Here is a 15,587-nt window from a genome sequence, read left to right as displayed (position 1 = left end):
AAAATATTATATTTGGAGTATGCCGAAAATATAGTTTTCATAAGCGTAATATTAAAGGAGTTAAAAAGAATGATTGAAGTAGAAGAGTTTTATAATGAGCTATTAAATAACAATATAGATTTCTTTACAGGGGTTCCAGATTCTTTACTAAAGTCTTTTTGTGCATACATTAAGGAAAATGTAAGTAGCGAAAAGAATATAATTTCAGCTAATGAGGGGAATGCAATAGGAATAGCAGCAGGATATCACTTAGCAACAAAGAAAATTGGCCTAGTATATATGCAAAACTCAGGTCTTGGAAATGCATTAAATCCACTTATATCACTTACAGATAAATTGGTCTATAGTATACCAGTGCTTTTAATAGTTGGATGAGAGGTGAGCCAAATAAGAAAGATGAACCTCAACATAAGAAACAAGGACTTGTTACAATCGAAATATTGGATATTCTAAGCATTAAATATGATATTTTAGAAAATAACACAAGCAATGATGAAATGAGGAAAAAGATAAGGAAAGCAAATAATTATATGAAGGAAAATAACGAGCCCTATGCATTGGTAGTGAAAAAAGATACTTTTGATGAATATCAAATAAAGTATGATAAAACTTTGGATTTAGAAATGACTAGGGAAGATGCTATAGAAATATTAATATCTAAAGCGAAAGAAAAATCAGTTGTAGTATCGACAACTGGAATGGCTTCTCGTGAGCTTTTTGAATTGAGAGAAAGATATAATGGAGATCATAGTAAGGATTTTTTAACAGTAGGATCTATGGGACATGCATCTCAAATAGCATTGGGGATTGCATTAAGCAGAAAAGACAGAGATGTCTATTGTATTGACGGGGATGGTGCCTTAATAATGCATCTTGGTGGCTTAGCTATAATAGGAAATCAAAATACAGATAATCTTAAGCATATTTTGATAAATAATGGAGCTCATGATTCAGTAGGGGGTCAAGAAACTGTAGGATTTAAAATAGATACTTTAGCAATTGCTAAAGCTTGTGGATATAAAAAATTCTATTCGTGTAGTTCAAGAGATGAATTAGTTAGGTTATCGGAAAAAATAAGCAATGAGAAAGGTCCGATATTTTTAGAGATAAAAGTAAAAAAAGGTTCAAGAAAAAATTTGGGGAGACCTACAACAACACCAATTGAAAATAAGGAAATGTTTATGAAATTTTTAGAGAATTAATATACATGGTGAGTTGTTGTTTTTTTGATAAAACTATACAGGGAGGAAATTAATTTGGAAATCAGAAGAAATATATTATTAAATCCAGGACCAGCTACCACATCGGATACAGTAAAATTCGCTCAGATTGTACCAGATATTTGCCCTAGAGAAAAAGAATTTGGGAGCATTATGGAGTTTATATCAAGAGAACTTACTGAATTTGTAGGTTCAAATGAAAAGTATACAACTATATTATTTGGAGGATCGGGAACTGCAGCAGTTGAGGCGATTTTAAGTTCGGTAGTTGATAATAAAACAATATTGATAATTAATAATGGAGCTTATGGCAAGAGAATGTGTGAAATTGCAGAAATATATAATTTGAATTATATAGAATTTAAAAGCTCTCAAATAGAAACAATAAACTTAAAAGAGTTGGAAGAAGTAATTAAAAAGAATAATGAAGAAAGCAAAATAAATAATTGTGGAGCTATAAGCCATTTAGCGGTAGTTCATCATGAGACTACAACAGGGATGTTAAATGACATAGAATTATTAGGTGAAATTTGTAAGAAATATAGTATTGAGATGATAGTAGATGCTATGAGTTCATTTGCAGGTATTCCTATAGATATGTATAAGATGAATATAAAATATTTAGCATCGAGTTCAAATAAATGTATACAAGGTATGGCTGGAATAAGCTTTGTAGTAGCAGATAAGAAGGCCTTGAATAAAACTCAAAATATAAAACCTAGAAACCTCTACCTTAATATATACAAACAATATTCATATTTTAAAGATAATTGTCAAATGAGGTTTACGCCGCCAGTTCAAACACTTTATGCATTAAAGCAGGCGATAATAGAGGCTAAGGGTGAGACAATAGAGAAGAGATATAAGAGATATAAAGAGTGTTGTGAAATTTTATGGGATGGACTAGATAAACTCAATTTAAATAGACTAATAGATAAAAACATATCATCAATGCTTTTGACTTCAGTAATTGAGCCAAAGATAAAAAATTATAAATTTGATAGATTACATGATTACTTATATAGCAGGGGATTTACTATATATCCAGGAAAGATATCTTCAGAAAACACATTTAGAATAGCTAATATAGGTGATATATATCAAGATGATATGAGGAGATTTGTAAAAATATTAGAAGAGTATTTTACAGGTATTATATAATAATACCTGTATTAGCCTAATCTTCATAATTAAAAAATCTTTTAAATATCAGTGTTAATAGAAGAACTATAACCGATATTAAGGCAATAGTACCACCAGGTGCACTATTTATATAATAAGAAGATATAAGTCCTATCATAACATCCACAAAACCAAAAATAACGGCAAAAATTAGAGTCGTAGTGAACCCTTTTTTTAATTGCATAGCTGTTGCAACTGGAACCACTATGATTGATGAAACAACAAGGATACCCATAACTCTTATAGAAAGAGAAATTGTTGCACCAACAAGCAGCGTAAAAATATAATTAACGAGTTTAACGTTTATTCCAGATGTTTTTGCTCCATTTTCATCAAAAGTTACATATATCAATTTGTTGTATAGAAATAGAAGACATATAAGGCATATTCCTCCAACAATGGCGATTAAGCAGATATCAGAATCTGTTACAGTTAAAATACTTCCAAATAAAAATGAATCTACTTTAGCTGAAGCTTTACCACTACTTATTAAAATAATAGCTATTCCTAAACTCAATGTCAAAACAATTGACATAACAAGTTCTGCATATTTTTTATAATACGTTCTTAGAAATTCTATTACAAGAGCGCACATGCTAGTAAATGAAAATGCAGTTAAAAGTGGGTCAATCCCTAAAACAAGACCAATTGCTACGCCAGCAAAAGATGAATGAGATAATGTATCACCAATCATTGAATAACGTCTAAGAACAATAAAAAGTCCTATAAAAGGACACAGCATAGAAACAATAAAGCCAGCAATAAATGCATTTTGCATAAAACCTAATTGAAACATAAATTATTACCTTCCTAAATATAGTTTAACTACTTAAATTATGTTGTAAAATGAATCCTCAGATTCTAAATATCTTTTAAAATCTTCATTTGTATATAATTTCATAGAACAATTTTCTAATTTTAAAATGTGTGTTGAATACTTTAATGCAACCTTAGTGTTGTGTTCAACAGAGATAATAGTTTTTCCTAAATCCTTATTTAAACTTTGGAGTAGAGGATATATTTCATTTTGGCTCTTTTCATCTATTCCAGTTGATGGCTCATCTAATATTATTAGATCGGGATCACCTATTAACGCTCTAGCAATAAAGATTCTTTGCTGTTGTCCACCTGAAAGGTTTCCTATCAACTTATTGCTGAATTCACTCATGTTTACATTTTTTAGAGAACTTTGAATGGACTTTGAATTCTTAATTCCCACTGTCTTGGCATGGCAAGACAAAACTTCCTTAACTGTTATTGGAAATTCTGCATTAAAATTATCAAGTCTTTGCGAAACGTATGAAATTTTATTAGAATCTAAACTTATACAACCGCTATCAGGTTTTAGAAGACCTAATATAAGTTTTACTAGTGTACTCTTACAGCTTCCGTTTTCACCAAGTATAGATAGATAAATTCCAGTAGGTATATTAAGATTAATATTTTTTAATAAATCTGTTCCTTTTGTATAGGAAAATGATAGATTTTTTATAGTAATCAAATAATCAACTCCTTAAAGCATTATTATATTATACACTCAAATGCAAATAATTTGCAATAGAATATATTTTTATATTATGATTAATATCCAATACAATAACTATTTTATACTACAGTACTATAAAAATTTGTCATAGAAAGCCGCCTTTGATTATGAAAATATATTCTAATCATATGATTTTATATACTATGATAGAAGGGACTTTTGCATTGAAATATGTCTTAAATTAGTATAGAATTAAATGGAAATCGTAGTAGAAAAACAAGAAATAGGAGGGACAAATGAAAAAAAAGCTTATATATATGTTATTCCCTATTATTACAGCTGTAGTAACCGTTATGTTACTTAATATTTTTTTGGATAAAGAAATAGGAGCTATGTTAAAAAGCAAGGATTTAACTGAAATAAATATAGAGTATGGGAGCAGCTATAAAGATAGAGGACTCGTATATAATGAATTTGTTACAAATAATAACTATCAAATATTAGAGGGGTCATCAGAGTTAGGGGCACCAGTCTCACAATTAGCTACAACCTTTTTCCCTGTAGAAGGAATGGATACAATCGTAACTAATGGTAGAGCATATTGCCAGGACTTGACTCAGATATCTAATTTAGGAAGCCAGAATACCCAGAGGAAACCAAATGTTGCATTTATAATTTCACTTCAGTGGTTTATGAGTGATCATGGTGTTGACGGGACAGACTTTCAAGCTAATTTTGCACCAGTGCAATTTTATAAATTTTTATCAAATAAGGAAATAAGTGAAGAACATAAAAAAACATATACAGCTAGAGTGGATAAGCTTTTATCAGGAAGCTCACAATATATACCAGAAAAGCTTTATGCAAAACTTTATACAAACGATAATTTAATATCTAAAGTATCAAGTGTTATATTTAAGCCATATTTTGTTGCAAGGGAAAATATTGTTGAACTTAAAGACAAAGGTCTATTATATAGAAGGTTAAAGAAACTACCTGAAAAATCAGAAAAACAGCTAAGAACAGTTGATTGGAATGAAGAGCATAAGAAGGCCGAGGAAGAAGCAAAGAAACAAGTAACTAATAATGAGTTCTACGTATATGACACATATTATGACAAGAATTTAAAAAATAATTTACAATCTCAAAAAGATATAAATAAAAATGTTGATTTAATGAATTCAAAAGAATTTGATGACTATGAATTATATTTAGACACTTGTGTTGATCTTGGTATAAAGCCATATATAATTTTAGCACCAACTAATGGAAGATGGTATGATTACACTGGAATGACTAAGCAAAGTAGAGATGAGTTTTTCGATAAAGTGGAAGAAATGGCTAAAGAAAGAGGATTTGAAGTTTTGAACTTAAAAGATCAAGAATATACGCCTTATTTTATGTGTGATGTAATGCATCTAGGATGGAAAGGATGGCTTGAAATTGATGAGCAACTTTATAAACGAAATAAAGAAAAATAGAGCTTTAGGATTTGCATTAGTAAGTTCAATTGTAGTTATTTTAGCAATTTTAGTATTAACATTTGAACCATTTGCTGAAATACCATTTGTATATAATCAATTTTAAGGGAGATATAAATAATGAAGATTTTAGAAGGCATAAAAAAATACTCAAATAGTAATAGAATCGCATTAAAATGTGATGGAAATATTATGACATATGCAGAATTAGATACAATATCAGAATGCATAGCAGCTTTTTTATTAAGGGAATTTAAAGATGATAGAACGCCTATTATTATATATGGTAATAAGGAAAATTTAATGATGGCAGTTATGATGGCTTCTTTAAAGTCAGGAAGAGCTTATATACCAATAGATATTAGCTATCCAAAAGAGAGAGTGGAGGCAATTATCAGTGAGGTTCATCCAAAGGTTCTTATTGATTTTAGTAAAGAAAGCAATTTCGAAAGTATAAGGATCTTAAAAGATAAAGATATTGAAGAAATAGTAAAAGAATATAAAGATGTTAAAGTAGAAAAAGAAAATTGGGTAAAAGAAGATGAAAATGCATACATATTATTCACTTCTGGAAGTACTGGAAAGCCAAAAGGTGTTCAAATAAGCAGTAACAATTTAGATAATTTTGTTGAGTGGATTGCAGAATATTTAAATTTAGATGAAAAAGAAGAAGTATTCATGAATCAGGCTGCATACTCTTTTGATTTATCTGTAACATCAATTTACCCAGGATTATGTTATGGGAAAACATTACATGGTTTTTCAAAAGAAACACTTTCAAACTTAAAGAATATGTTTGATGACATAAGAAAATCTGATATTAATATATGGGTATCAACTCCTTCATTTGCAGGAATGTGTGTTGCAGAAAAAGATTTTGATTCTACAATGCTTCAGAATTTAAAAGCGATGATATTTGTAGGAGAGGTATTACCAAAGCCATTATGCGAGGAACTTATAAATAGATTCCCAGGAACAAGAGTGGTAAATGGATATGGTCCAACAGAGGCAACTGTAGCAGTTTCGGCTAATGATATGAGCAAAGAATTATTGTTAGAAGAAGGAAGCTTGCCTATTGGATATCCAATGAAAACATCAGTTGTAAAGATTGTTGATGATGAAGGCAACGTGTTAGGTGATGGAGAAAAAGGAGAAATAGTAATTGTAGGTCCTAGTGTAAGCAAAGGATACTTTAATAATGAACAAGTTACTGCAAAAGCATTTTTCTATGATGATTATAATGGATCTAAATGTAGAGCATATAGAACAGGTGATTTAGGTTATTATGTAAATGGAAATTTATATTATTGTGGAAGAAAGGATTTCCAAATAAAGCTTAATGGTTTTAGAATAGAAATAGAAGATATAGAAAATAACTTAGTTAAAGTTAGTAATATAAAAAATGCAGCTGTTGTTCCAATAGAGAAAGATGGAAAAATTGCATATTTAACTGCGTTTATTGAGTTAAAAGAAGATAATGGCTTAAGTGGATTAAAAAATGGAATAATGATAAAGAAAGAGTTGGCCAATTTGATTCCTTCATACATGGTACCTAGAAATATAAAAATTGTTAAGCAATTTCCGACTAATGTAAATGGAAAGATTGATAGGAAAAAACTATTGGAGGAAGTATAATGAAGTTGACACAATACGGAGATTACTTTTACTTATATATCTTGCTACTAACATTTATTCCTGCCATAGTTTTAGGGCTAAATGGGATTAAATCAAAATATTATGGAATAATCGCTTCGGCTTTAATGATATATTTGATTATGGGAAAAAGTTTAGGATTAGCTTTATTTTCAATGTTTTTAGTTGGCGAAATTTTTGTTATATACTTATATTTGTTTGTTAGAAAAAAAACAGATAACAAATATTTATATTGGTTATTCTTATTTGCATCAATAATTCCGCTTATATTAACTAAAGTAGCAGGGGTTACACATTATGCTTCATACATTGGGTTTATTGGTTTATCATATCTAAACTTTAAGGCAATACAGGTAGTAATAGAAATTTATGATGGTAGAATAACTCAAATAAATTTTATGACATTTATTCATTTTATAACATTTTTTCCGACCCTAAGTTCTGGACCTATAGACAGATGGAAAAGATTTGAGGATGATTTAAATAGAAAAGTAGAAAAGAATATATATTTAGAAGAATATTTAATTCCAGGTCTGAAAAAGATATTTATTGCAATTGCTTATAAATTTATACTAGCATATTTAATTGATACATATTGGTTGTTAAAAATACCTTCAGGTATTACACTATTAAATAGTGTAAATTATATGTATGCTTACACGATGTATTTATTCTTTGATTTTGCGGGATACAGCTTATTTGCGGTTGGATCAAGTTATATCTTTGGAATTAAAACACCAGATAACTTTAATAAACCTTTCTTAAGTAAGGATATGAAAGAATTTTGGACACGATGGCATATATCTTTATCACGATGGTTTGGAGATTATATTTTCTCAAGATTTGTGTTAAATTCTATGAGAAAAAAGAGGTTTAAGAATAGGTTTATCGCTTCCCACGTGGCTCAAATTATCACTATGTTTATAATGGGATTATGGCATGGACTAACTGCATACTATATAATTTATGGATTATATCAAGGAATTGCATTAGTTCTAACTGATATTTATCAGAGGAAATCAAGTTTTTATAAGAAACATAAAAAAGAGAAATGGTTTAATTATGCTCAGGTTTTAATAACATTTCACATAGTATGTTTTGGTATGCTGATATTTTCAGGATATTTATTTAAATAGAAATAATCAAGCTAAGAAATTAAAAAAATTAGTACTATAAGAAGGAGTATACTATTATGAAAGACAAAGTTTTAGAAATATTTACTGAAGTTACAGGAAATGATGAAATAGCAGAAGATTTTGATTTAGATCTTTTTGAAGCTGGATTACTAGATTCTCTAGCAATAATTGAAGTTTTAATTCAAATAGAAGAAAAGCTAGGAATCAAATTACAACCTACAGATTTAGAAAGAGAAGATATGTCAACTGTTAATAAGTTGGCTGCGTTCTTAGAAACTAGATAAAATCTATGATATCTAAATGTGAACTCGCATTTAGGCACAATCAAAAAAATAATAAACCAGTATGCTTGCCGAAATGAATAATATACTTTTGTTCCGGTTTCTAGGTAATTCTGATGGGGGATTCTAAGGCTATAAAGTTGCACCCAAAGTGCTAGCCTCAAAGAACAAGCTTTGAACTAGCACGTTTGGAACAACTTATAGCCAAAGAATCACATCCATCAAAATTACCAATGAAACATTCCACAAAAGTATATTACTCATTTCTGATTGTGTTATCTATATAGATATCCAATTTAAGAATTCAACTTATTAGATGAATGTATTTACAAATTTGCTAAAACTTTAAGTTCATATCTTCACTAGAAATCATAAATATATTTGTGAAGAAAACATTTGAAAATGAGCTGTTAAAGGTTCTTAGCTGTAGGTTGTTCCATTTTAGCTTGTCAAACTGAAAGTTGGAGCGTGCTAAGGTGGCTACAACCTGCTGCTTAGAACCTTCAGCGATATTTTCATAGCTTTTCGGAATCAAAATATTTATGATTTCGGTAAGTTATCACATAAATGTAGTTTTAAATTTGGATATCTATATACAAAAAAAGAATCAGATTTATGATATGAAATTCTAGATACTAGAAAAAGGGTTAATCTTTTGTGCAGTGTTGCATTGAGAATAAGGCTGTAGGATTTCTTCATTGGAAATTGTTCCACTTTTTGCTTGTCCTGTGCTTGCCACAGGAGCATGCAGAAATGGGTGCAACTTCTAATGTTAGAAATCCACAGCCCTATTCTCCAGCATACCGAAATAAAAGATTAACCCTTATTTCGGCTAGTTTATTGCATAAGTATGAATTTATTTATTCGTCAAATATTTTTTCTAAGCACCAGCTTTTCTTATCATCCTTTTTAAAGCTTCCTTTAACTGAAATGGTTTTATGGGGAGCAGCCTTAGAAAGTCCAGATGCTTCAACAACAGCAGTTTCACCATCATTATATAGCAGTGACATTTTTTGAACTCTAAGGAGTTTGTTTTCTGATGAGAAGCCAGAAGTAAAGTTATGTTCTACAGAAAATCCGAGGTCCTTGGAATTGTTTGATATATAAATATCACGAGTCATAAAGAATGAAGCTATAATTATTATTCCGAAAGAAATAGTTAAAGATAACATGAGTCTTCTTTTATTTTTTAGAGTAATATTTTTCTGGAGTCTTCGTCTTCTTCTTTTTTTATAAACAAAGTACTCTTCTTGAATCTGTGCGCTATTCAGCATACTGTATACCTCCTTTATTTTTGATGTACCTAAAGTATAGTTTGAAGAAATTAATAAATAAGATTAAATTCACAGTATATGAGTGAACATAAGAAAATATTACCATATAATTCCATATAATAAAAACAAAAGCGTATGACAAAGTTAAGGAAAAAATATTATTATCTGAGTGGATTCTGAATATAGTCTTATATTTGGAAAAAAGTTTACCAGGTTTTATTTTTATGGTTATAAAATGTCTTTTTTGATATAATTTTATATGAGAAATTAACTATATATGTTTTAAATTAAGTCTATACTTTATTGAACTATGGCTAAAAATAGTAATGTAGGAGATTTCATAAAACTTATATATGTTTTGATTTACTAATATAAAAATAATTATTATAAAAATAACAGGATGGTGGAACTATGGATTTTTCAAGTTTAGTATTAATAGAAAAAGATAAAGAAACAGGATTTATAAAGAAAGAGCTAGGAAGTTTTGAAGTAAATGAAGGAGCATTGTTTGTAAAAAAACTTTATGTGTTGGATGATATTGTATATATGTATTTCGATACAAATAAAAATGTAGAAGAATGGGAATACTCAGCAATATATGATTTATTTAATAATAAAGCGTTTACTGAAAAAGGATATGAAATTGAAGAGGATTTAGAAGAATACAATCCTACATATATAATAAAATTTAATTATGTGGATGACTATGATGTAATGAAAGGGAAGATACAAGAAGTGGTATCTATAATAGATAATGAGATGAATGCAGTATTTGAAGCTATTAAAGGAAAAGAATCTGAATATACTGAATAGATAAAAGATATTTTATAGTCATTTGTGTGCATTTCGAAAGCATATTCTTAAGAATATATATGGTAATATTCTTGAGATAAATAAGGTTTAGAATTTTACTAAAATTTTTGTAAAGAAAGGTGTATTTATATGAGTGATTTAAAGAAAAGAGAAGAAATTGAAGATAAGTTTAAATGGAAGGTTGATAAGATTTATAAAAGCATAGAGGATTGGGAAAAGGACTTTGAAGATGTAAAAAATGAAGCGGTTAAATTAAAAGATTTTTCAGGAAAACTTGTGAATGGAGAAGCAATACTAGATTATTTAAAATTCAATGAAAAAGTATCTAGGAAGGCAGAAAACTTATTTATTTATGCTCATTTAAAGTGTGATGAAGATACTTCAAATACCACTTATCAAAGTTTAATGAGTAAAGTTGATATATATATGGCAGAGCTTGCAAGTTACACAGCATTCTTTGTACCGGAAATTTTAAGTTTAGATGATAGCTTTATTAAAAGCGAAATAAACAGATTAGATGGATTAAAACAATTTGAATTCTTAATCGAAGATATATTAAAAGAAAAGCCACACATATTATCTAAAGAGATGGAAGAATTGTTAGCAGCGGCATCAGATTGTTTGGATGCCCCTTCAGCAATACACAATATATTAACTAATGCAGATATGACATTTGGAAAAATAGAAGATGAAGATGGTAATGAAGTTGAATTAACAGAAGGAAACTATTCTTCATTTATAAGAGGTAAAAATAGAGAGGTAAGAAAAGCAGCATTTGAAAGATTATTTGGGGAATATGATAAGTTGAAAAACACTCTAGCAACGTCTCTAAGTGCATCAATAAAAACTTTCAATTTTAGCAGCAGAGTTAGAAAATATAATAATGCATTGGAAGCATCATTGAAACCTAATAATATTCCTTTAGAAGTTTACAAAAATGCAATTAAAGTAATAAATAATAATTTAGATTCACTTCATAGATACGTGAAAATTAAGAAGAAACTATTAGGATTAGATGAAATTCATATGTATGATTTATATGTTCCAGTCATTGAAATTCCAAAGGAAAGAATTGAGTTTAATGATGGAGTAAATATAGTATTGAAAGCATTAAATCCTTTAGGAACAGAGTATTTAGATATCTTTAAAAGTGGAGTTAATGATGGTTGGATAGATATATATGAAAACAAAGGAAAAAGAGGAGGAGCATATTCTTGGGGTGGATATGATACCATGCCTTATGTTTTGTTAAATTATAATAATGAGCTAGGAGATGTTTCAACTTTAGCACATGAAATGGGGCATTCAATTCATTCATATTATTCAAGAAAAGAGCAGCCATATTATTATGCAAATTACACATTATTCTGCGCAGAAGTCGCATCAACAACAAATGAATCATTACTTATTCACTATCTAATTGAAAATGAAAAGGATGAAAAGAAAAAATTATATTTAATAAATCAAGAATTGGAACAAATAAGAACAACTGTATTTAGACAACTGATGTTTGCAGAATTTGAGTTATATACACATGAGACTCTAGAAAAAGGAATACCATTAACAGCAGAAGATTACAATAAGGCTTGGCATGATCTAAATGTTAAGTACTTTGGAAATGAAATTGTTATAGATAAAGAAGTAGATGTCGAATGGTCAAGAATTCCTCATTTTTATTCAGACTTTTACGTTTATCAATATGCTACAGGTTACGCAGCAGCATCAGCTTTTTCTAAGGCTATCTTAGATGGTAAAGAAAATGCAGTAGAAAAATATAAAGGATTCTTAAAATCTGGTGGAAGTGATTATCCAATAAATATTTTAAGAAATGCAGGAGTAGATATGACAACAGATGCACCAATAGAAGCTACAATAAAGAGATTTAATGAGCTTTTAGATATGATAGATAATTAGGGTTTACAAGGTAATTCAGAAACCCAAGATGTATTTCAATAAGGCATATGAAAGAAAATAACGAGTCACAAATGCCATGATTATTTTTCATTAGGAGAAGAAGCAGATTGGACTCATAGCGAGTCTATTACTGCAATCTGCTGATGAAGTATAATGGAAAATGGGCACTTATGAAAAGAGTAGCTATGCTGCAACAAGGAACTTTTCTTGGCAGATAGACTTGTTATTTTTTTGATTATGCCTAATATATATATGTTGCAATTCACAATGCACATTTCACAATTACGGCTAAAATTCTTGCAATAGTTTTAGAATCATGATGAAGAATTATTTTTGCGATATATATAGAATGTGAAATTCACAATTGTGACATAAAATAAAATTGTCTATAATTGTGAATTTGCATTATAAAATAATAAGTTATGAATTTTTATATAAGAATAGGTAAGGTATTATGAATAACTTTAAAGAAGAATTTTATAAAATTTTAGTAAATACAGAGAATTTCTATATGAAACAATATTATAGTGATTTTCATAAAAGAGAAATATTTCTTGCAATTAAAGAGTTATCAAATGGAATATACTGCGTTTTGATAAGCGAGGATGAAAATATAGACTTTTTAGAAGCTTTTGAATATATAAAAACCTTAGGAAAAGACTTTTCTCTAAATATGATAGTTTTATCTAAAGGCGAATATACAAATGTAAATAAAACAGTTATGGTAAATAAACTTATTGTGGATAAAGAAAACTATACAGTTATTAAGTATGATGAATCATGTCTTCCCTTAAAAGAAATACTTGAACTATATATAAATAAAAGTAAAGTGAAAAATATTGATAATAAGAGAGAATTTTTTAGGTATAAAATTCCAACTATGATTTTAATATTGATAAATGTAATAATATTTATAATAATGCAAATTGATATTTATAATATTAAACATTCATTAGGTTCATCTCAGTTGTTGTCAGAGGAAATTATAAATGCAATAAATAATTCAGTACTAGTGACCTTTGGAGCTAAATATAATGCACTTATAAATAATGGAGAAGTATGGCGGTTATTAACTTGTGCCTTTTTACATTCTAGCATTATACATATAGCATTTAATATGTATTCTTTATATATAGTAGGTCCACAAATTCAGCAGATTTATGGGGCTAAAAAGTATCTAGTTATTTACATCACTTCTTGTATAACAGCATCAATATTAAGTTATCTAGCAAGTCCATATACTATATCAGTAGGAGCATCAGGCGGCATATTTGGTCTTTTGGGAGCTTTGTTAGCTTTTGCAATTATGGAAAGACATAGATTGCAGAAAAAATATATATCTAGCTTACTACAGATAATACTTATAAATTTATTTATAGGATTAAGTGTGAAAAATATTGATAATTATGCACACATAGGTGGACTTATTGGAGGAGTATTGATTGGATATGTCTCTTACAAAATATTAAATAAACAGTTGAAAAATTAGATAAATTTATATATTTTTATTGCTTGGGAAATATCATGAATTGAGCTAGAAAAAATCAAATGTAAAGGATTTTATTAAGGCAATATTAATTTTATCTTAAGAAAATAGGGTTGATTTTTTATTTTTATTGAAATATTATTAAATAGGTATAGTATGATGATAGATATAAAATAATAAATGGGAATATATCTCATTAAATATTAGGAGTGAATGTAATGGGAAAATACATTTTTACCATAACAGCATTTTTTCAAATTTTTGTTTTTGCAATAACATGTTACTATTTAGCTTTAGGACTTATAGGGCTTTTCAGAAAGAAAGAAAATAAGAACTATGAACCTAAAAATAAATTTGCATTGTTAATAGCAGCACATAATGAAGAAGTTGTTATTGGTAGTCTCATAGAGAGTATGCTAAAACTAGATTATCCTAAGGAAATGTATGATGTTTTCGTTATTGCAGATAATTGTACAGATGATACAGCTAAGATATCTAAAGGTTACGGGGTAAATGTTTGTGAAAGATTTGCAAAAGATAAAAGAGGAAAAGGTTATGCGTTAGAGTGGATGTTTGCAAAGTTATTTGCAATGGAAAAACAATATGATGCTATTGCTATCTTCGATGCAGATAATCTTGTACATAAAGATTTCTTAAAAGAGATTAATTCAAAGATGCAGGAAGGTTACAAAGTTGTTCAAGGATATATAGACAGTAAGAATCCAGATGACTCATGGATTGCAGCTGCTTATTCAATAGCTTTTTGGACTCAAAATAGAATGTTCCAGTTAGCTAGAGCTAATATAGGATTTTCTAATCAAATTGGTGGAACAGGATTTGCCATTGAAACTAAGACATTGAAGAAGTTAGGCTGGGGTGCCACTTGTTTGACAGAGGATTTAGAATTCTCATGTAAGCTTGTACTAAATGGAGAAAAAGTTGGTTGGGCTCATGATGCGATTATATATGATGAAAAACCACTAAAGCTTAAACAATCATGGACTCAAAGAAAAAGATGGATGCAAGGTTTTACAGATGTTGCTTCAAGATATTTCTTTAAGCTTGTTAAGAAGTCAATAATGGAAAGAAAGTTTTATATATTTGACTGCGCACTATATGTATTGCAGCCTTTTGTAACGTTATTACTTGGTATTTCAGCAGTTTTAACTTTAATACAGGCAAATACTACAGGCGTAAATATATTTATTATAAATTATTTGTTTAGTGATGTTGGATTTAAGACATTTGCGGCTATTCAATTTTTGATTACTCCGTTAATATTAACAATTGATAAAAAAATTACAAAACCATTCTTAGTTATGATGGTATTATATTCTAGTAATGTTTTCGTAGTTCCTTATTTAACAGCTAATATGGATAATTGGATTATTGCTTGGGTGAGTGGCTTAGCTTATAACTTAGCATTCTTGATATTAACAGGAATATTACTAGGAAAGAAAGAATTAATTTTATTCTTTAGATTCTGGTTATATGCGTTATATACATTAACATGGATACCAATTACAATTCAAGGTATATTAAATAAGAATAATAAAGAGTGGAGTCATACTAAGCATGTTAGAAAGATAGAAATATGTGATGTGTAATACTCTAAACAAAAGTATAAATTAGAAATCAGGATGTCGTAAAATGGTTAAAAG

The 15,587-nt window shown here is 28.7% G+C and carries 13 protein-coding genes and 1 pseudogene; 11 read left to right on the top strand and 3 right to left on the bottom strand.

The window, feature by feature from the left end; genetic code table 11:
• The first annotated feature begins 69 nt into the window (after positions 1–69).
• Together aepY and AXY43_RS10110 are read left to right on the top strand one after the other, a co-directional pair.
• Positions 70–1,202 (top strand): annotated as a pseudogene (gene aepY, locus AXY43_RS10115) (phosphonopyruvate decarboxylase).
• A gap of 60 nt (positions 1,203–1,262) precedes the next feature.
• Complete coding sequence (locus AXY43_RS10110) at positions 1,263–2,381, top strand: 2-aminoethylphosphonate aminotransferase (protein WP_206608179.1); 1,119 nt, start codon at positions 1,263–1,265, stop codon at positions 2,379–2,381.
• Positions 2,382–2,397: 16 nt separating this feature from the next.
• Here the strand turns inward: AXY43_RS10110 and AXY43_RS10105 are convergent, their stop codons facing one another.
• Both AXY43_RS10105 and AXY43_RS10100 read right to left on the bottom strand, forming a co-directional pair.
• Complete coding sequence (locus AXY43_RS10105; RefSeq protein ID WP_105411504.1) at positions 2,398–3,198, bottom strand: metal ABC transporter permease; 801 nt, start codon at positions 3,196–3,198, stop codon at positions 2,398–2,400.
• A 33-nt stretch (positions 3,199–3,231) separates the two neighbouring features.
• Positions 3,232–3,903, bottom strand: coding sequence for a metal ABC transporter ATP-binding protein (locus AXY43_RS10100; protein ID WP_012060491.1), 672 nt, complete (start codon positions 3,901–3,903; stop codon positions 3,232–3,234).
• Between the two features lie 281 nt (positions 3,904–4,184).
• On the opposite strand from AXY43_RS10100, the gene dltD reads away from it, so the two are divergent.
• Genes dltD through dltC form a run of 5 tightly spaced genes read left to right on the top strand, consistent with a single transcriptional unit; the run spans position 4,185 to position 8,442 of the window.
• Entirely contained in the window at positions 4,185–5,369 is a 1,185-nt protein-coding gene (dltD, locus tag AXY43_RS10095; protein ID WP_023973539.1) for a D-alanyl-lipoteichoic acid biosynthesis protein DltD, read from the top strand.
• Positions 5,335–5,475 (top strand): hypothetical protein, encoded by a 141-nt coding sequence (locus tag AXY43_RS27855; RefSeq protein ID WP_017212532.1) that lies wholly within the window; start codon positions 5,335–5,337, stop codon positions 5,473–5,475. Before dltD ends, AXY43_RS27855 begins: the two co-directional genes overlap by 35 nt.
• Positions 5,476–5,489: 14 nt before the next feature.
• Complete coding sequence (dltA, locus tag AXY43_RS10090) at positions 5,490–7,004, top strand: D-alanine--poly(phosphoribitol) ligase subunit DltA (protein ID WP_039770165.1); 1,515 nt, start codon at positions 5,490–5,492, stop codon at positions 7,002–7,004.
• The gene (gene dltB, locus AXY43_RS10085; protein ID WP_039770166.1) at positions 7,004–8,158 is read left to right on the top strand and encodes a D-alanyl-lipoteichoic acid biosynthesis protein DltB; all 1,155 of its coding nucleotides are present in this window, start codon (positions 7,004–7,006) and stop codon (positions 8,156–8,158) included. Before dltA ends, dltB begins: the two co-directional genes overlap by 1 nt.
• A gap of 56 nt (positions 8,159–8,214) precedes the next feature.
• On the top strand, positions 8,215–8,442 hold the full coding sequence (gene dltC / locus AXY43_RS10080; protein WP_017212529.1) for a D-alanine--poly(phosphoribitol) ligase subunit DltC: 228 nt from the start codon (positions 8,215–8,217) through the stop codon (positions 8,440–8,442).
• A gap of 857 nt (positions 8,443–9,299) precedes the next feature.
• On the opposite strand, the gene AXY43_RS10075 is transcribed toward dltC, so the two are convergent.
• Positions 9,300–9,713, bottom strand: coding sequence for a hypothetical protein (locus tag AXY43_RS10075; protein WP_017212528.1), 414 nt, complete (start codon positions 9,711–9,713; stop codon positions 9,300–9,302).
• A gap of 411 nt (positions 9,714–10,124) precedes the next feature.
• Here AXY43_RS10075 and AXY43_RS10070 point away from each other — a divergent pair, with 411 nt between their 5' ends.
• The 4 genes from AXY43_RS10070 to AXY43_RS10055 all read left to right on the top strand — a co-directional run bounded on the left by AXY43_RS10070 (position 10,125) and on the right by AXY43_RS10055 (position 15,533).
• Complete coding sequence (locus tag AXY43_RS10070; RefSeq protein WP_023973534.1) at positions 10,125–10,526, top strand: DUF6762 family protein; 402 nt, start codon at positions 10,125–10,127, stop codon at positions 10,524–10,526.
• A gap of 129 nt (positions 10,527–10,655) precedes the next feature.
• Positions 10,656–12,440 (top strand): oligoendopeptidase F, encoded by a 1,785-nt coding sequence (pepF, locus tag AXY43_RS10065; RefSeq protein ID WP_077309228.1) that lies wholly within the window; start codon positions 10,656–10,658, stop codon positions 12,438–12,440.
• A gap of 454 nt (positions 12,441–12,894) precedes the next feature.
• A complete protein-coding gene (locus AXY43_RS10060) occupies positions 12,895–13,929 on the top strand; it encodes a rhomboid family intramembrane serine protease (RefSeq protein WP_105411503.1) in 1,035 nt (344 codons plus the stop codon).
• 215 nt (positions 13,930–14,144) lie between these two features.
• Entirely contained in the window at positions 14,145–15,533 is a 1,389-nt protein-coding gene (locus AXY43_RS10055) for a glycosyltransferase family 2 protein (protein ID WP_012060482.1), read from the top strand.
• Positions 15,534–15,587 lie beyond the last annotated feature (54 nt).

The sequence above is a fragment of the Clostridium sp. MF28 genome (assembly GCF_002969175.1).
GTDB lineage: Bacteria > Bacillota > Clostridia > Clostridiales > Clostridiaceae > Clostridium > Clostridium beijerinckii.
Note: the sequence above shows the minus strand (reverse complement) of the source record. Positions and strands in the feature narration are given on the sequence as shown.

What these genes read in the sequence shown, in the direction of transcription:
- AXY43_RS10105 (WP_105411504.1), bottom strand. Translation starts at nt 3,198, where the DNA reads ATGTTTCAATTAGGTTTTATGCAAAATGCATTTATTGCTGGCTTTATT.
- dltD (WP_023973539.1), top strand. Translation starts at nt 4,185, where the DNA reads ATGAAAAAAAAGCTTATATATATGTTATTCCCTATTATTACAGCTGTA.
- AXY43_RS27855 (WP_017212532.1), top strand. Translation starts at nt 5,335, where the DNA reads ATGAGCAACTTTATAAACGAAATAAAGAAAAATAGAGCTTTAGGATTT.
- dltA (WP_039770165.1), top strand. Translation starts at nt 5,490, where the DNA reads ATGAAGATTTTAGAAGGCATAAAAAAATACTCAAATAGTAATAGAATC.
- dltB (WP_039770166.1), top strand. Translation starts at nt 7,004, where the DNA reads ATGAAGTTGACACAATACGGAGATTACTTTTACTTATATATCTTGCTA.
- dltC (WP_017212529.1), top strand. Translation starts at nt 8,215, where the DNA reads ATGAAAGACAAAGTTTTAGAAATATTTACTGAAGTTACAGGAAATGAT.
- AXY43_RS10075 (WP_017212528.1), bottom strand. Translation starts at nt 9,713, where the DNA reads ATGCTGAATAGCGCACAGATTCAAGAAGAGTACTTTGTTTATAAAAAA.
- AXY43_RS10070 (WP_023973534.1), top strand. Translation starts at nt 10,125, where the DNA reads ATGGATTTTTCAAGTTTAGTATTAATAGAAAAAGATAAAGAAACAGGA.
- pepF (WP_077309228.1), top strand. Translation starts at nt 10,656, where the DNA reads ATGAGTGATTTAAAGAAAAGAGAAGAAATTGAAGATAAGTTTAAATGG.
- AXY43_RS10060 (WP_105411503.1), top strand. Translation starts at nt 12,895, where the DNA reads ATGAATAACTTTAAAGAAGAATTTTATAAAATTTTAGTAAATACAGAG.
- AXY43_RS10055 (WP_012060482.1), top strand. Translation starts at nt 14,145, where the DNA reads ATGGGAAAATACATTTTTACCATAACAGCATTTTTTCAAATTTTTGTT.